Source organism: Lichenicoccus sp. (assembly GCF_965276875.1).
Lineage (GTDB): Bacteria > Pseudomonadota > Alphaproteobacteria > Acetobacterales > Acetobacteraceae > Lichenicoccus.
This window is the reverse complement of sequence record NZ_OZ255701.1, coordinates 1,325,001-1,338,499: the sequence shown is the minus strand read 5'-3', so window position 1 is coordinate 1,338,499 and position 13,499 is coordinate 1,325,001. Positions and strand designations below refer to the sequence as shown.

Here is a 13,499-nt window from a genome sequence, read left to right as displayed (position 1 = left end):
GATGGACGATCATCTCTGGCTGCCGTACAGCCAGATGAAGACGGCGATGAAGCCGCTGCGCGTGGCCTCCACCAGCGGCAGCCGGATCACCCTGGACGACGGCCGGGTGCTGATCGACGGCATCGCCTCCTGGTGGACCGCCTGCCATGGCTATAACCACCCGCACATCGCAGCATGCGTCAGCCGGCAATTGGCGGCGATGCCGCATGTCATGTTCGGCGGTCTGACCCACGCGCCTGCCGAGCAACTGGCGGCGCGGCTTGCGGCCTTGTTACCAGGCGATCTCGATCGGGTATTTTTCAGCGATTCCGGCTCGGTCTCGGTCGAGGTGGCGATCAAGATGGCCACGCAATATTGGCTCAATCGCGGTGTGCGTGACCGGCACCGGCTGATCGCCTTTCACGGCGGTTATCACGGCGACACGCTGGGCACGATGGCGGTGTGCGATCCGGAGGAGGGCATGCACAGCCTGTTCGCCGGCGTGTTGCCGCGGCACCATCTGTGCAGGCTGCCGACGGATGAGGCGTCGCATGCGGTGTTCGACGCGTTCCTCGATCGCCATGCGCACGAGGTCGCCGCCATTCTGATCGAGCCGCTGGTCCAGGGGGCTGGGGGCATGCGCTTTCATGCGGCGTCGGTGCTGTCGCGATTGCGCGCGAGTGCGGACCGGCACGGTGTGTTGCTGATCCTCGACGAGGTGTTCACCGGCTTTGGTCGCACCGGCACGCTGTTCGCCTGCGAGCAGGCCGGAATTGTGCCGGATATCATCACTTTGTCCAAGGCGCTGACTGGTGGCACCATGGGCCTCGCTGCCACGGTCGCCCGCCGGCATGTGTTCGAGGCGTTCTGGAACGACGATCCGAGTGCCGCGCTGATGCACGGCCCGACCTTCATGGCCAATCCGCTGGCCTGTGCCGCCGCCAACGCATCGCTCGATCTGTTCGAGCGCGAGGATCGGCTCGGCCAGGCGGCCGTTATCGCGGATCAGCTTGCAGCCGAGCTCGAACCCTGCCGTGCCCTGCCCAGCGTGTTGGATGTGCGCGTGCGCGGTGCCATCGGCGTGGTGCAGTTGACGTTGCCCGTCGACCTGGACGGACTCAAGCGCCGCTTGGTCGCGGCTGGTGTCTGGGTCCGCCCGTTCCGCGACATCGTCTATCTGACACCCGCGCTGACCATCGACACCGCGTCGCTGTCACGTCTGACCGCCGCGATCACGGCTGCGTTGTCATCTACATCGGCGGCTTGACGCCGTCGGTCCCAACCGCGACCACGCCGGCGGTCGGGCTTGCGGCACCCTTGGCCTCGGCGACGAACACCGCATCCCCAGTCGACACGTCCGACTTGCTGCCCGGCGCCAGCATGACGACCGGCGCGGTCGGCGGCACCAGGATATGCTTGTGGCCACCCTTATAGGTGACGTTGAGCTGCCGCGCACCGCCCGAGCCGGACTCCGTCGAGACGGTGCCGTTGGTCATCGTGGTGCCGACCTTACCCGGGCTGCCGACGGAGGTGTCTGACGCGACCGTGCCGTTGGTCATCGTGCTCGCGACCTTGCCGCCGCCGGAGAGGGTCGTATCCGGCAGTTGGTCCCAGGCGTAATGGCCTTCGCCGGTGCCGCGCATCGCATTCGGGAAAACCACCACTTCCAGCGCCACCAGCCTGGAGCCGACATTCTTCGTCGCGGTGCCGATGAAGGTGTCCTTGGTGATGGCACTCAGGCTCGACTTCTTGACGGTCGCGTAGTGGGTCGAACCGTTCAAGGCGAGGGTCACGTCAGTGCCGGCATTGGTGTGGACGGTCATGGCGTTGTCGCTGATCGACGACACAGTGCCGCGTATACGCGTCTGTGCCGAAGCACCGGCCGCGCATACTGCAAGCGCCGTCACGGCGAGAAGGGGAACTGCAAAATTACGGGGCATCGCTCGTCCGTTCTGGTTGTGGCGCCGTATGGGTGGCGATGCCATATACGCACGAGCCGGCGGAAGGTGCCGCCGGCCTTTGAGGAGCATGCGTTTGCGTCGAGCCGCTCATCCTTGGCCGGTCCGGTTGATGCACTGGATCGGCGTCTATGCCATTGCCTGCATGGTGCTGAGCGGCTGGGAGATCTACGATGCCTCCCCCAGCCTGCCGTTCCTGATACCAGGCTCGCTCACGCTCGGCGGCTGGCTCGCCGGTGCCTTTGCCTGGCATGTGGCGGCCATGTGGCTGCTGTTCGCGGACGGCATCGCCTATATCGCCTACGGCCTGATCTCCGGACATTTCCGACGCACCCTGCCGCCGCCGGGGCTGGGCGCCGTGGGTCGCGACCTGGGACGGGCACTCCGCTTCAGGCTGCCGCACCGGCTTGGTCACTACAACGCTGTCCAGAGGCTGCTCTATGTCGGCGTAATCGTGGTCATCCTGCTGCAGATCGCAACCGGCCTATCGATCTGGAAGCCGGTGCAGTTCGGCTGGCTGTGCGGCCTGTTCGGCGGCTATCCGGTGGCGCGCGGCATCCATCTTGCCTTGATGGCCACGATCGTGGCGTTCGTGGTGATCCACGTGACGTTGGTCGCGATCTACCCGCGCACGCTGGTCTCGATGGTGGCGCCGATGCGGGCGGAGGAGGAGTCTTGAGCGGTGTCGACGACCCAGCCGGTCTGCGCGCCGAGCTGCGGGCTCTCAGCCGGCGCCGCCTGATCCGCGGCGGCCTATCGCTCGGCTCGTTGTCGCTGCTCACCGGCTGCGACCTCGGCACCCATAGCGGGGTCAACGCAGCACTCTGGTCGATGCTGAGCTTCAATGATCGCGTGCAGGCGGCTTTGTTCAGCCGCTCGCGCCTCGCCGAGACCTACCCTGTCAGTGATGTCACCAAGCCATTCCGCTTCAACGCCTACTACCAGGATTGGCAGGTCCGCCCGGTGCCCGACGACTGGTCGCTGGCGGTGACCGGACTGGTCGCGGACAAGAGCCTGTGGAGCGTGCGGCGGTTGCGCGCCTTGCCACAGGCCGGGCAGGTCACGCGCCACATCTGCATCGAAGGCTGGAGCCAGATCGGCCAATGGAGCGGCGTGCCGCTGCATGTGTTCCTCAAGCGCGTCGGCGCCGACCTGCGCGCGCGCTACGTCGCCTTCACCTGCTTCGACGGCTACACCACCAGCATCGACATGGCGAGCGCGCTGCATCCGCAGACGATCCTGGCGCTTGATTTCGAGCGAGCGGCGCTGACCCCGGAATGGGGTGCCCCGGTGCGGCTGCGCATACCGGTCAAGCTCGGCTTCAAGAGTGCCAAGAACCTCCAGGCGATCGCGGTGACAAACACCTATCCCGGCGGCTATTGGGAGAACCAGGGCTATAACTGGTATGCGGGGGTGTAGGCCTTGGCGTTCTATTCCTCGGACGCCGGAGACGCCGGTCGGGCGGTTTTGCACGGATCCAGCGCCTCAGCGACGGCCACCTTCTCGCGTTGCGGCATTAACTTCATCGTCAGGATAAATGCCGACAGTCCCAGGCAAATGATGTTTTGCACTATGATCGGCCACTGACGCACGAGCACGCCGTAGCCGAGCCACGCGATGAAGCAGACCACGGTGACCAGGTACATGCCCAACGACACGGTCTTGGTGCTGCGGGTCCGGATGATGGTCCAGGCCTGTGGCACGTAGCTGACCATTGAGAGCGTTGCAGCGAACAGGCTGACCATCGAGACTACGCTCACCGGCTTATCCTTTGTTCCCATGGCGCCCTACCAGTACTCCGCTTGTGGTGTGTGTAGTGCCGGGACCAGCGCGTCGACAAGCAGCAAAGGTCGGGCGAGGAAGAGGGCAAGACCTTTCGAGGTTCGTTATCGAGTCTCTCAAGAGAGCGCCCAGTCTGCGTTACATTTTCCCTTAATCGCGGCGAATTGGAGTGACGCTTTCCAGGATCTTGACTGTCGGGGCATGCTCGCGAGCAAGGATGCGCATCGAATCTTGCGCAGCAAGTCGTTCATGCGGTTCACCAGGCGCCAGCCGGATCGCCTTGAGCGCTGGCTCGCCATCGCCTGCCCACTTGAACACGATGTGGCGTATCAGCCGGCCGCGAGCTTCCCTGACCGCGATTGCAGGCTGCATCTCCTTTCGTGGCCGAAGAACAAAAACCGCTCGAGTTTCTTGCTCTTCGCAGAATCCCTCATGTTTGTAGAGTGCGCAGATCCGGTGAATGGAGGAGAAGTCGAGCTCTGCGCCCCCACCTATCTCGACGGCAAGGTGCTGGCACGCTTGATGCATTTCTCGTAGCAAGGCTGGCGGACCAGGCTGCTCTTCTGTCGCCGGCTCATCTTGCCTCCGAACGTGTAATTCGTCATAGGAGCAGTCCGCGAGTTTGATCCCGACTGCCTCCAGCCCACGGCAAAGATTCTCGCGATCAAACCCAAGAGCGGCTCCTCCGGCAGGACAGTATGCTCGCCACTGAGATAGCACGTTATCTCGACGGCTGAAGCTGGCGACAAACACGTTTTCCAACGCGGGGCGGTCAAAAGCCGCCTCCATCGTTCGAACGCGCTCTGCTACCCGGCCGGCAGTACCTTCAGGATCAATTATGTATCGCTTGTCATGGGTCCCGAGCATTGCCGCCCTTCCGACTGCAATTTCCCTGGCTCTCTCCCTTGTGGCCCGAAGCTCGTCTCGATCGTTCATGTAGGTTGTCTCGTTCAACCAGATATCACCTTTCTCAAGGATGCCCTTGACCCCGGTGAAATTGGTGTAGTGCCAAATCAAGTGGCTATCTGGCTTGGCGTTCTTCGCGTCGGACATAGAAGCATCCTGTTGCACCTGTACCATTACGATATGGACCTCCACCTCGTCTGGGGTATCTGGGCCTCCTTGGGAAGCACTGGTGCCGGGTGAGGGGATCGAACCCCCGGCCTTCGGTTTACAAAACCGCTGCACTACCGCTGTGCTAACCCGGCCCGTGACGGCCCGTTGCCTGCTGCTCCGTAGTCGAAATCGCCTTACCCTTCAAGGCACATCGATTGGGGTCTGGGGCCGCCGTGCGAAGCACGCCTTTGGCGTGATGGCCCGAGCGGGGTCCAGGGGCTGCGCCCCCGGACCTACGCCACCGGGCAGGGGGTCGCGTTCCAGATTTCCGACGCGTACTGGGCGATTGCGCGGTCGCTGGAGAAGGTGCCGCTGGCGGCGATGTTCAGCACCGTCCGGCGCGTCCACTCCGCGGGATCCTCGTAGAGTTCGGTCATGGCGCGGTCGGCTTCGAGATAGGCGTTGAGGTCGGCGAGATGCATGTAGCGGTCGCCGGAGCCAAGCAGCATGGCGCGTAGCGGATCGAAGATGCCAGGCTCGTATTTGCTGAAATGTCCGTCGAAGATCATGTCCAGCGCGGCGCGGGTTTCCGGGTCATGATCGTAGTGCCATTGCGGGTTGTACCAGCCGCGGTTTTCGGTGACCTGGGCCGCGGTCAGGCCGAACAGGAAGAAGTTCTCCTCCCCCGCCTGTTCCGCCATCTCGATGGTGGCGCCGTCGCGGGTGCCGACGGTGAGCGCGCCATTGAGCATGAACTTCATGTTGCTGGTGCCGCTCGCCTCGAAGCCGGCGGTGGAAATCTGATTGGAGACATCGGCCGCCGGGATCAGCCGCTCGGCCAGCGTGACGGAGTAATCGGGCAGGAACACCACCTTGAGGCGTCCGCGCACGCACGGGTCGCCATCGATGGTGCCGGCCAGGTTGCTGATGAATTTGATGATGACCTTGGCGAGCGTGTACGAGGGCGCCGCCTTGCCGGAGAAGAAGAAGGTGCGCGGTGGCATCTCCATGTCGGGATTGTCACGCAACCGATTGTAAAGCACGGTGATGCGCAGCGCGTTGAGGAACTGGCGCTTGTATTCGTGGATACGCTTGACCTGACAGTCGAAGATGCTGTGCGGATCAACGGTAAGATTGCCCGTCGTCTTCAGCCAGCGAGTGAAGCTCTGCTTGGCAGCCTGCTTGGCGCGCCCCACGTCCTCGCGGAACGCGGCATCGCCGGCGAGCGGGCGCAGACGTGACAGCGCGTTCAGGTCGGTCACCCACCCGTCACCGATCGCGCGCGTGATCGCCGCGGCCAGCGGTGGGTTCGCCAGCAACAGCCAACGGCGCGGGGTGATGCCGTTGGTCTTGTTGTTGAAGCGTTCGGGGAAGATCTCGGCGAGATCGCGCACGGTCCGGGTCCGCAACAGGTCGGAATGGATGGCGGCGACACCATTGGTGCTGTGCGAGCCGACGATGGCCAGGTTGGCCATGCGGATTTTGGGCTTGGGGCCGTCCTCGATCAGGGAGACCCGGGCCAGCCGCTCATTATTGCCGGGAAAGCGGGCGCGCACGCTGTCCATCAGGCGGTGGTTGATTTCCAGGATGATCTCGGCCTGCCTCGGCAGCATGACCTCGAACCATTGCAGCGGCCATTTCTCCAGCGCCTCGGGAAGCAGCGTGTGGTTGGTGTAGGCCAGTGTTTTGCGGGTCACGTCCCAGGCGGCGTCCCAGTCGAGCTTGCCCTCGTCGAGCAGGATGCGCATCAGTTCCGGCACCGCCATGCTCGGATGGGTGTCGTTCATCTGGATTGCCGCTTTTTCGGCCAGGTCCGGCCACTGCCCGCCCGCGGCACGGAAGCGGCGCACCAGATCGGCCAACGAGCAGGCGACCAGGAAGAATTCCTGGACGAAGCGCAGCGCCTGGCCGTGCGTGGTGGAGTCGTCCGGATAGAGCACCCGGGTGAGCGATTCCGCGGCGAGTGAGTCGGCGACGGCGCCGACGAAGTCGCCGCTGCTGAATTCCTGGAAGTCGAATGCGTCGGGAGCGCGCGCCGCCCACAGCCGCAAGGTGTTCACCGTCTTGCCGCCGAAGCCCACGATCGGCCGGTCGTAGGGAATGCCGACGACGCGCGTCATGCGCCCGGGGATGGCACGCAGGGTGCGACCCTGGGTCTCGAAGGAGCAGTTCAGTGTCACCTCGACGCGCTCCTGCGGGCGCATCACCTCCCACGGATCGGCATAGCGCAACCAGTTGTCCGGCTCTTCGCGCTGCCAGCCATTGCGGATCTGTTGCTTGAAGATCCCGTATTCATAGCGCAGCCCGTAGCCCATCCCGGGGAGTTGCAGGGTCGCCATCGAGTCCAGGAAGCAGGCGGCGAGGCGTCCGAGGCCGCCATTGCCCAGGCCCGCGTCCGGCTCGTCTTCGAGCAGGCCGAGCCAGTCGAGGCCATTGGCATTCGCCACATCCCGCATGACCGGATCGAGCAGCAGGTTGTGCACGTTGTTGGCAAGCGAGCGTCCGATCAGGAACTCAAGCGACAGATAGTAAATCCGTTTCGGATTGCGTTCGGCGTAGGTCCGCTGCGTTCGCACCCAACGCTCCGCCAGCACGTCGCGCACCGAGCGCGCGACGGCATCGAAACGTTCACGCGCGGTGGCATCCATGCCGCTGATGACGTCGTCAAGTTCCAGATGATGACGATACCGTGCATTCATCAAACGCTTGGTGTCGTTCCCGGTATCGAGAGTGCCGGGAAGGCGGTCGTCCATGCTCAGATCTCCCGTTACCAGGCTGGGGGTCATGCTCATAGGTCGTCCTTCGTTTCGCTGCCGAACTCGTGCTGGAGTGCACGATACCTGATTGCGGCGCGGATGTGTGCGGCTACCTCAGGCTTTTGCTCTTGCCTTGTTGCGTGCCTTCATGTGGCCCCGCGTTTGCGAGGGAGCAGCGCCGGATCCGGCGCGTTCGAGTACGAAGCGGGCATAATCGTCCATATCGCCGGCAAAAGGCTGCACAGTGCCGTCTGCGGCGAGCCAAAGCTGGTCTGCCACCAGTTCCATCAGGGAGCGGTCATGGGTGATCAGGATCACGGCACCCGCGTAATCGTTCAGCGCGTCGAGCAAAGCCCGCCTGCTGTCGATGTCGAGATGGTTGGTCGGCTCGTCGAGGATCAGCAAATGCGGCGCGTCCATGGCGACCAGGTTGAGCAGCAGGCGCGCGCGTTCGCCGCCTGAGAGCGCCTCCGCGGTGGTGCCCTGCTTGTCGAAGCCGATCCCCCAGGTGGCGAGACGCGAGCGATGCGACTGCTCGCTGTCCTGCGGTCGGCCCCGCCTGATCATGTCAAGCGCGGTCTCGTCGGGGTCGAGGGCCTCGATCTGGTGCTGGTGGAACCAGCCGACCCCTATCCGGCCGTCGCGCTGCATGCGTCCCGAACGGATCGCCAACTGGCCGGCCGCCATCCTGGCGAAGGTGGATTTGCCGGCACCGTTGACGCCGAGCAGTCCGATCCGGTCATCCACGTCGAGGCGCAGGTCCAGGTCGCGTAGCACCGGGGGCGCGGTGCCGTAGCCGACCTCGACATTCTCCAGCCGCAACAAAGGGGGCGCCAAGGGGCGCTTCGGCGAGGGCAGGATGAACGGCGCGACCCGCTCCTCGATGCTGAACGCAACGGGCGTCATCTTCTCCAGCCGCTTCATACGCGACTGCGCCTGCGCCGCCTTGGAGGCCTTGGCGCGGAAGCGGTCGACGAACGATTGCAGATGCGCGCGTTCGGCATTCTGCTTGGCGCGGGTGGCCGAAAGCAGACGCTGCTTCTCGGCGCGGCGCTGTTCGAAATCGTTGTAGCCGCCGGTGTAGAGGGTCAACTTGCCGTCGCTGACATGCAGGATGAACGCGACCGAGGTGTTCAGCAGTTCGCGATCGTGCGAGATGATGAGTGCAGCACTCGGATAGCAAGCGAGCCGCGCCTGCAGCCAGAGCGCGCCCTCCAGATCGAGATAGTTGGTCGGCTCGTCGAGCAGCAGCAGGTCGGGCTGCGCGAACAAAGCGGCGGCGAGAGCCACGCGCATGCGCCAGCCGCCGGAGAACTCGGCCATCGGACGCGCCAGATCCTCGTTTGAGAAGCCCAGGCCGTGCAGGATCTCGGCCGCGCGTGCCGGCGCGGTGTCGGCATCGATCTCGATCAGGCGCCCCCAGATGTCGGCCATGCGCTCGGGGGCCGCGAGTTCCAGCTCGGTGAACAGCGCGTGCCGCTCGGTGTCGGCGGCGAGGATGGTGTCCAGCAGGCTGACCGGGGTGGCCGGGTGCTCCTGGGCGACGATCCCGAGGCGGGCCGCGCGCGGCAGGCCGAGTTCGCCGGAGTCCGGTTGCAGTTCGCCGGTGATCAGCTTGAATAAAGTGGATTTGCCGACCCCGTTGCGCCCCACCAGGCCGACCTTGGCGGCGGCCGGCAGGGTGACGCTGGCGCGGTCGAAGAAGCGCCGCCCATAGGCGTTGAAGGTCAGGTTCTCGATTTGCAGCATGATGTGCTCAGGCCGCTGCCGCGGTCGCAACGTGCGGGCGTAGCCAGCCGGAGAGCTCGGTGCGCGCAAGGCTCTCCAGCAGGTCGATGGCGTGGTCGTCGTCGTTGAGGCAGGGGATGGCGCAGAACTTCTCGCCGCCGGCTCCGAGGAACTCCTCGCGCAACTCGTTGCCGATCTCGTCGAGCGTCTCGATGCAGTCGGCGAGGAAGGCCGGCATCACCATGGCGATACGGCGGATGCCGGAGCGCGCAAGGGCGACCACCGTCGGCGCCGTGTAGGGTTCGAGCCACTTGGCCGGCCCGAAGCGTGACTGGTAGGTCAGCGGTGTCAGCGACGCCGCCAGCCCGAGCTTGGCCCGCAACGCCTGCATGGTGCGCTCGCATTCCTCTGCATAGGGATCGCCGGCGGCAACGTAGCTCTGCGGCAGGCCGTGGAACGAGCCGACTAGCATGTCGGGCTTCCAGTCGAGCCCACGCAAGGTGCGCCGCACCGAGGCCGCCAGCCCGGCGATATAAATCGGGTGGTCGGGAAAAGACGGCACCGTACGGATCGAAGGTTGCCGACGCAGCCGCATCAAAGCGCGGAACGCCTGGTCGTTGGCGGTCGCGGTGGTGGTGGCGCTGTATTGCGGATACAGCGGCAGGATCACCAGGCGATCACAGCCCTGTGCCATCAATTCCTCGATGGCGGACGAAATCGAGGGGGTTCCGTAGCGCATGCCCCAGGCGACGGGCACGCCGTCGGCGGCAAAGCGTGGTGCCAGCTTTTCCGCCTGGGCCCGTGTATGGGTGCGCAAGGGAGACTCATCGAGGGCGCGGTTCCAAATCCGGCGATAGGCCGCACCGCTCTTCTGGGGCCGCAGCGAGAGCACGAGTGCCTCGAGAATAGGCCGCCAGATCAGCGGGTTGGCTTCGATCACCCGGCGGTCCGAGAGGAACTCCGACAAATAGCGCCGCACAGCGCGGTAATCCGTGCCGTCGGGTGTGCCGAGATTAATCAAAAGCAGTCCAGGGTCGTTCATGCCCTCAGACTAGCCCAGCCGCGCGATTTTCGCCACGATCGTCCGTTCTCCAGCGAGCCGGCCCATGACCTCATCGTGCAAGGGACGATTGCACCCATGACCGCCTATGCGACCCTGCTCGCCGGCGACCCCGCGCCCTGGTTCCGCCAGCGCTGCACGACGGCACTCGGCTCCTACACGTTCGATATGGCGGCGGGCCGGCATATTGTTTTGTTTTTCTTTGGATCCGGTCGCGATGATGAGGTGGGTGACGCACTCGCCCTGGTCCGGGCAGCGAGTCCAGACCCGTTCGACGGCGTGCAGGCGAGCTTCTTCGGCGTCAGCGCCGATCCGGCTGACGAGGCCGAGCGTCGGCTCGCCGAGACGCCGCCGGCGATGCGCTTCTTCTGGGACTCTGATAAACTGGTGGGCCGGCTCTATGGCGCGCAACCGTTGCCCGACGACCCGCGCGCGCCACATCGTCCGCGCTGGGTGCTGCTCGATCCGATGCTGCGCGTGCAGGGTGTGTGGGACGCGTATTGCGGCACGGTCGGTGCGGTGATCGCCGCGCTGCGGCAGCGGATCGCCGCATGGCGGGCCGACACTCACCGCATGGCACCGGTCCTGGCCCTCGATGCCGTGTTTGAGCCCGCGTTCTGCGAGCGGTTGGTGACGCATTACGAGACCGTCGGCGGCATTTCGTCCGGTGTCCTGACCGAGGCCGAAGTCGGTGTGTCGGCGACGGTCGCGGATCGCGGCTTCAAACGTCGGCACGACTGCGTCCTGCGCGATGGCACACTCGTCGAACAGGTCCAGGCCCGTATCATCCGCAGGGTCGTGCCGGAAATCCGCAAGGCGTTCCAGTTCGAGGCCACGCGTCTCGAGCGGCTGATCGTTGCCTGTTACGATTCCGAAGATCGCGGCTGCTTTGGTGCGCATCGCGACAACACCGTGCGTGCTACCGCGCATCGTCGTTTTGCCGTCTCGATCAATCTCAATGACGATTTCGACGGTGGTGAGTTGCTGTTCCCCGAATTCGGCTCTCGACGATACCGGCCAGGGGTCGGCGGCGCGCTGGTGTTCTCCTGTTCGTTGATGCACGCCGTGGCCCCGGTCGTGCGCGGTCGGCGTTACGCCTGCCTGCCTTTCGTGTTTGATGCGAACGCGGGTTCGATCAAGCAGGCCAACCGGGCCGTGTCCTGACCTGTCCGCGTATTGTCGGCGGCCGCTTTGATGACCATCTCAGCTCGGAACGGGTGGCCGCGTTGCCTAGTGAGGGACGCACCCGCCGCCCGCCCAATCAACACGTCGCCTAACGAAGAGGGACATGAAGATGGATATGGACAAACTCACCGAGCGCTCGCGCGGCTTTCTGCAGGCGGCGCAGACCATCGCGATCCGCGAATTCCACCAACGGCTGATTCCGGAGCACCTGCTCAAGGCCCTGCTCGATGACGAGGAGGGCGCCGCCGCCGGCCTGATCCGTGCCGCAGGCGGGCAGCCGCAGACCGCGCGGACCGCGATTGACGCAGAGATCGCACGTCTGCCGAAGGTCCAGGGTGCCGGCGCCGGACAGCCGCAGGCGACAGCCGAGTTCGTGCGCCTGCTCGATGCGGCACAGCAGGCGGCAAGCAAGGCGGGCGACAGCTTCGTCGCACAGGACCGGCTGCTGGTTGCCCTTGCCGCATCGGATCAGCCCTCCGCGCGGATCTTGCGCGAAGCGGGCGTTACCGCGCAGTCGCTGGAGGCAGCGCTCGCCGACATCCGGCGCGGCCGCAAGGTGGACAGCGCAAACGCCGAAGCCACGTTCGAGTCGTTGAAAAAATATGCTCGCGACGTTACGGAAGTGGCGCGCGAGGGCAAGCTCGACCCGGTGATCGGCCGCGACGAGGAAATCCGCCGCACCATCCAGGTGCTGGCGCGGCGCACCAAGAACAATCCGGTGCTGATCGGCGAGCCCGGTGTCGGCAAGACCGCGATCGTCGAAGGGCTCGCCCTACGCATCGTCAACGGCGACGTCCCGGAAGCGCTCAAGGGCAAGCGCCTGCTCGCCCTCGATCTCGGGGCGCTGGTGGCCGGAGCCAAATACCGCGGTGAGTTCGAGGAGCGGCTGAAGGCGGTGCTGAAAGAGATCGCATCCGCCAATGGCGAGATCATCCTGTTCATTGACGAAATGCACACGCTGGTCGGTGCCGGCCGCGCTGACGGCGCGATGGACGCCTCAAACCTGCTCAAGCCGGAGCTGGCGCGCGGCACGTTGCATTGCATCGGCGCCACCACGCTCGACGAGTACCGCAAATACATCGAGAAGGATGCGGCCCTCGCCCGGCGTTTCCAGTCCGTCTATGTTGGCGAGCCGTCGGTTGCCGACACCATCTCAATCCTGCGCGGGCTGAAGGAAAAGTACGAGCTGCATCATGGGGTGCGTATCACCGACGGCGCGCTGGTGGCCGCCGCGACCCTCTCGAACCGCTACATCACCGACCGTTTCCTGCCCGATAAGGCGATCGACCTGATGGATGAGGCCGGCAGCCGGTTGCGCATGCAGGTCGACAGCAAGCCCGAGGCGCTCGACGAACTCGATCGGCGGCTGATCCAGCTCAAGATCGAGCGCGAGGCCCTCAGGCGCGAGGACGACGCCGCCTCCCGCGACCGTCTCGGCCGCCTGGAGTCCGAACTCGCCGAGCTGGAGGAGCGCTCGGACAGCCTGACCGCGACCTGGCGCAGCGAGAAGGAGCAGGTGAGCGCGTTGCAGAAGCTCAAGGAGCGGCTCGACACGGCGCGCTCCGAGGTTGAGATCGCGCAGCGCCGCGGCGATCTCGGGCGTGCGTCGGAGCTGATGTATGGCGTCATTCCGGCGTTGCAGAGCGAGATCGCGGTGACCAGCGAGGCGTCGCCCGAAAATGGCCACCTGGTCAACGAGGCGGTCACCGAGCAGGCCATCGCTTCGGTAGTATCGCGTTGGACCGGCGTTCCGGTGGACCGCATGCTCGAAGGCGAGCGTAGCAAGCTGATGCGCATGGAGGACCAACTGCGCCAGCGGGTGATCGGCCAGGAGGATGCGCTGCGTTCGGTGGCGCACGCGGTGCGTCGCGCGCGCGCCGGGCTGCAGGATCCGAACCGGCCGATCGGCTCGTTCCTGTTCCTGGGTCCCACCGGCGTCGGCAAGACCGAGTTGACCAAGGCACTGGCCGAGTTCCTGTTCGACGACGACCGCGC

11 protein-coding genes and 1 tRNA gene (1 of these 12 only partly in view) are annotated in these 13,499 nt (G+C 65.2%); 5 read left to right on the top strand and 7 right to left on the bottom strand.

Annotated elements, in window-relative coordinates; translation table 11 throughout:
• Position 1 precedes the first annotated feature (1 nt).
• Positions 2–1,246, top strand: coding sequence for an adenosylmethionine--8-amino-7-oxononanoate transaminase (locus ACQY4K_RS06490; RefSeq protein WP_428394462.1), 1,245 nt, complete (start codon positions 2–4; stop codon positions 1,244–1,246).
• Here ACQY4K_RS06490 and ACQY4K_RS06485 read toward each other — a convergent pair.
• The gene (locus tag ACQY4K_RS06485) at positions 1,230–1,802 is read right to left on the bottom strand and encodes a hypothetical protein (protein WP_428394461.1); all 573 of its coding nucleotides are present in this window, start codon (positions 1,800–1,802) and stop codon (positions 1,230–1,232) included. The genes ACQY4K_RS06490 and ACQY4K_RS06485 overlap by 17 nt on opposite strands.
• 145 nt (positions 1,803–1,947) lie before the next feature.
• On the opposite strand from ACQY4K_RS06485, the gene ACQY4K_RS06480 reads away from it, so the two are divergent.
• Both ACQY4K_RS06480 and ACQY4K_RS06475 read left to right on the top strand, forming a co-directional pair.
• Positions 1,948–2,616, top strand: coding sequence for a cytochrome b/b6 domain-containing protein (locus tag ACQY4K_RS06480; RefSeq protein ID WP_428394459.1), 669 nt, complete (start codon positions 1,948–1,950; stop codon positions 2,614–2,616).
• Positions 2,613–3,356, top strand: coding sequence for a molybdopterin-dependent oxidoreductase (locus tag ACQY4K_RS06475; protein WP_428394457.1), 744 nt, complete (start codon positions 2,613–2,615; stop codon positions 3,354–3,356). Before ACQY4K_RS06480 ends, ACQY4K_RS06475 begins: the two co-directional genes overlap by 4 nt.
• Positions 3,357–3,367: 11 nt before the next feature.
• Here ACQY4K_RS06475 and ACQY4K_RS06470 read toward each other — a convergent pair whose 3' ends face one another.
• From ACQY4K_RS06470 to hemH, 6 genes are all read right to left on the bottom strand, one after another.
• A complete protein-coding gene (locus tag ACQY4K_RS06470) occupies positions 3,368–3,682 on the bottom strand; it encodes a SemiSWEET family sugar transporter (protein WP_428394455.1) in 315 nt (104 codons plus the stop codon).
• Positions 3,683–3,869: 187 nt separating this feature from the next.
• Complete coding sequence (locus ACQY4K_RS06465) at positions 3,870–4,772, bottom strand: DUF2971 domain-containing protein (RefSeq protein ID WP_428394453.1); 903 nt, start codon at positions 4,770–4,772, stop codon at positions 3,870–3,872.
• Positions 4,773–4,852: 80 nt separating this feature from the next.
• A tRNA-Thr gene (locus ACQY4K_RS06460) sits at positions 4,853–4,927 on the bottom strand.
• A gap of 141 nt (positions 4,928–5,068) precedes the next feature.
• Positions 5,069–7,528: a glycogen/starch/alpha-glucan phosphorylase gene (locus tag ACQY4K_RS06455; RefSeq protein WP_428394451.1), complete on the bottom strand. Its 2,460-nt coding sequence runs from the start codon at positions 7,526–7,528 to the stop codon at positions 5,069–5,071.
• Between the two features lie 117 nt (positions 7,529–7,645).
• On the bottom strand, positions 7,646–9,280 hold the full coding sequence (locus tag ACQY4K_RS06450; RefSeq protein WP_428394450.1) for an ABC-F family ATP-binding cassette domain-containing protein: 1,635 nt from the start codon (positions 9,278–9,280) through the stop codon (positions 7,646–7,648).
• Positions 9,281–9,287: 7 nt separating this feature from the next.
• Positions 9,288–10,301: a ferrochelatase gene (gene hemH, locus ACQY4K_RS06445; protein WP_428394448.1), complete on the bottom strand. Its 1,014-nt coding sequence runs from the start codon at positions 10,299–10,301 to the stop codon at positions 9,288–9,290.
• Positions 10,302–10,397: 96 nt separating this feature from the next.
• Here hemH and ACQY4K_RS06440 point away from each other — a divergent pair, with 96 nt between their 5' ends.
• Both ACQY4K_RS06440 and clpB read left to right on the top strand, forming a co-directional pair.
• Positions 10,398–11,483 (top strand): 2OG-Fe(II) oxygenase, encoded by a 1,086-nt coding sequence (locus ACQY4K_RS06440; protein WP_428394446.1) that lies wholly within the window; start codon positions 10,398–10,400, stop codon positions 11,481–11,483.
• A 130-nt stretch (positions 11,484–11,613) separates the two neighbouring features.
• Positions 11,614–13,499, top strand: partial view of an ATP-dependent chaperone ClpB gene (gene clpB / locus ACQY4K_RS06435; RefSeq protein WP_428394444.1) — the 5' portion only. 706 nt of this gene lie beyond the right edge of the window; only the first 1,886 of its 2,592 coding nucleotides appear in the window; it begins with the start codon at positions 11,614–11,616; its stop codon lies beyond the right edge, outside the window.